Annotated in this window: 3 protein-coding genes; 1 reads left to right on the top strand and 2 read right to left on the bottom strand. The window is 60.9% G+C overall.

Annotated features, from left to right (window positions below):
- Positions 1-152: 152 nt before the first annotated feature.
- Together IWX65_RS17410 and IWX65_RS17405 are read right to left on the bottom strand one after the other, a co-directional pair.
- Positions 153-647 (bottom strand): SRPBCC family protein, encoded by a 495-nt coding sequence (locus IWX65_RS17410; protein WP_196884812.1) that lies wholly within the window; start codon positions 645-647, stop codon positions 153-155.
- Positions 648-657: 10 nt separating this feature from the next.
- Positions 658-990, bottom strand: coding sequence for an ArsR/SmtB family transcription factor (locus tag IWX65_RS17405; protein ID WP_196884811.1), 333 nt, complete (start codon positions 988-990; stop codon positions 658-660).
- A 276-nt stretch (positions 991-1,266) separates the two neighbouring features.
- On the opposite strand from IWX65_RS17405, the gene IWX65_RS17400 reads away from it, so the two are divergent.
- Positions 1,267-1,935: an SGNH/GDSL hydrolase family protein gene (locus tag IWX65_RS17400; protein ID WP_196884810.1), complete on the top strand. Its 669-nt coding sequence runs from the start codon at positions 1,267-1,269 to the stop codon at positions 1,933-1,935.
- The last annotated feature ends 556 nt before the right edge of the window (positions 1,936-2,491 follow it).

The raw sequence follows: 2,491 nt of genomic DNA, 5'->3' as shown, positions 1-2,491 counted from the left end.
CACCCGAGAGAGTGTGGGAGAGTAGGACACCGCCGGACAACCATTACGTGAAGCCCCCCACCACACCGGTCGGGGGCTTCACCCCTTTAACACCCACCCACCACACCCACAAACCACCCGCGCCGGAAGAGGGGAAGGTGTGCCACGAAGGGTCAGACGGCCGCAGGTTCGAGGATGGCATCGATCTGGCTCATCGCCTGCATCATGCCCTCCTCCATGCCCATCGCTAGCATCTGCTCGAGCTGCTCTGCGCTCTCGAAGTTCGACGTAGTCGTCATGCGCGTACGGTTGTCGACCGTTTCCAGGGTGACTACAGCGCGCGTGGTTCCCATTTCTGCTACCGGGTCGCCCTTTTCATCGGTGAAACCGTCCTCGAACTCGAGGCGTTTGGGGGCGTCTATTGTGGCGAACCGCCACCATCCTCGGCTTTTTTCGCCGTCTGGCCCCGTCATGAAGTAGCCGGCCGTTCCGCCAGGCACAAAGTTGTGGCTCTCGAACGTCGCCGGCCAGGTAGGCGGGCCCCACCAGCGTTCGAGCTGGCGCGGGTCCTCCCAAATCCGCCACACGCGCTCTACGGATGCCTCGAACTCGGCGGTGATGGTGAAGCTCAATGCCTCAGCGTCCCTGTGCGAGCTGATGACGGTCATGATGGTGCTCCTATTCCTCAGAGAGAATGTCAGCGATCCGGTCAACACGCCGTCGCCAAATCAGCTCGTACTCGTCGAGCAGCCGTTGTGCTCTTTTCACGCCTTCAAGATGGGCGTGCACGATCTGCTCCCTTCCGCGCTTCTCTTTTGTTACCAGGGAAGCCCGCTCCAACACCGCGACATGTTTCTGTACCGCGGCAAAACTCATTGCGTACTGCGCCGCCAGACCTGTCACCGAGTACTCCCGCGTCAAGACCCGGGCGAGGATATCTCGGCGCGTAGAGTCAGCGAACGCCTGGAACAGACGGTTCATGCCGGCTTCGTCGAGCTGATCTACAACCATTTGGTTGTAATTTAGTCCCGTCAGCGGATCGTGTCAAGAGGTCCGGCGGATCGAATCGCGTGTTTCGGGAGTTGCTTACTCAACGCCGTGGAGCTTCAGGATCCAGCATCCGCGGCTCGCCCGATCTGGTGACGATTGGACCCCGAAGTGGGACGATGGGCAGATCGCCGTGTGGACGGGTACCTTGGTCGGATTTCTGCGCGCTCGAGCGGCATGACGCATCAGGAGACACTGCTTTTCGGGCGGGTCGACAGGGAGGTACAGGTGACAGCGGACATGAATGAGCCCAGTACTCCGGGCCACGTAGTTCTGCTCGGTGATTCCATCTTCGACAACAAGTCCTACGTCGGTGGGGGACCGGACGTGGTGGAGCAACTCAGGGAAGAGCTCACGCCGGGGTGGAAGTGCACCCTGCTGGCGGTGGATGACGACGTGACCACCGGCGTCGTGCGGCAAGTTCAATTGCTCCCGCCCGGTGTGACGCACCTTATCGTGAGCGTTGGTGGGAACGACGCACTGGGGTATACCCACCTGCTGCAGCAAAAGGCCGGCTCCGTTGCAGATGCACTCAGCATCCTTGGCGACGCTCAAGACCAATTTGCAGCGAACTACGCTTCGATGATTCGGGCAGTCTCTGCCGAGGGTCTTCCTCTCGCTCTCTGCACGATCTATGACACGCCTCCCTCCGATCCCAACCAGCGGCTGGTCAAGACGGCGTTGGCCCTGTTCAACGACCACATAACGCGAGCGGCCTTCTCCTCCGGCGCTTTCTTGATCGATCTTCGTCTCATCTGCAGCGAGGACGGGGATTACGCGAACCCGATCGAGCCCTCCGTCCGGGGCGACAGGAAAATAGCGCAGGCCATCGCCGCCGCGATTTGCCCCGAACACGACGCATGCCGCTCCAGGGCCATCGGTGAAAGACGCTGTGCCGCCGGTAGGTGAGAATACGCAACGGCAGCAGGGTCGGACCGAGGAGCTTCGGCATGGTGGAAGGCACCGCCTTCAGCAAGCATTATTCGTCGGGCAGCCGGATATTCGAGACGACGGCCCGTACGCAACCTCCTGGCCCTCGACGCAGCGACATCACCGCGTTCGGGTTGCCCTGGTCACCATGCGGGTGCCACCTGCTCTCTGTAGCGATGGGGCCGGGGCCGGCGCCGAAAATCGGGCGTGATGTGTGGATTTGTGGTGGTGGTGATGGTGTCGTATAGTTGTGGAGTTGCCCCGGTGTAGGCGACGAACCCCCTTTGAATTCCTGAAGTCGCTCCAGCGTGTGCTGTGCACGGGCTCGTGATCGGCCTCAAATTCGTCGTCGCTTGTGGCGGTTGGATGTTCTGCTCGTGTTGCCGGTTTCGGACTGGCGGCGGGGCGGGAGACCTGATTTGCTTCGACCAGCGGGATGGGGGTAGGCTTGAAAAGTTGCTTCGGAGCGATGACATGACGGTTTGGTTGTGTTTGGTGCCGATAGTGTCTGTTGTTTGAGAACTCAATAGTGTGC

The organism is Arthrobacter sp. CAN_A214 (assembly GCF_015751955.1).
In the GTDB taxonomy this organism is placed as follows: domain Bacteria; phylum Actinomycetota; class Actinomycetes; order Actinomycetales; family Micrococcaceae; genus Arthrobacter_D.
Note: the sequence above shows the minus strand (reverse complement) of the source record. Positions and strands in the feature narration are given on the sequence as shown.

Excerpts from the sequence above, each read along its gene's own strand:
- IWX65_RS17410 (WP_196884812.1), bottom strand. The coding sequence starts at position 647 with ATGACCGTCATCAGCTCGCACAGGGACGCTGAGGCATTGAGCTTCACC.
- IWX65_RS17405 (WP_196884811.1), bottom strand. The coding sequence starts at position 990 with ATGGTTGTAGATCAGCTCGACGAAGCCGGCATGAACCGTCTGTTCCAG.
- IWX65_RS17400 (WP_196884810.1), top strand. The coding sequence starts at position 1,267 with ATGAATGAGCCCAGTACTCCGGGCCACGTAGTTCTGCTCGGTGATTCC.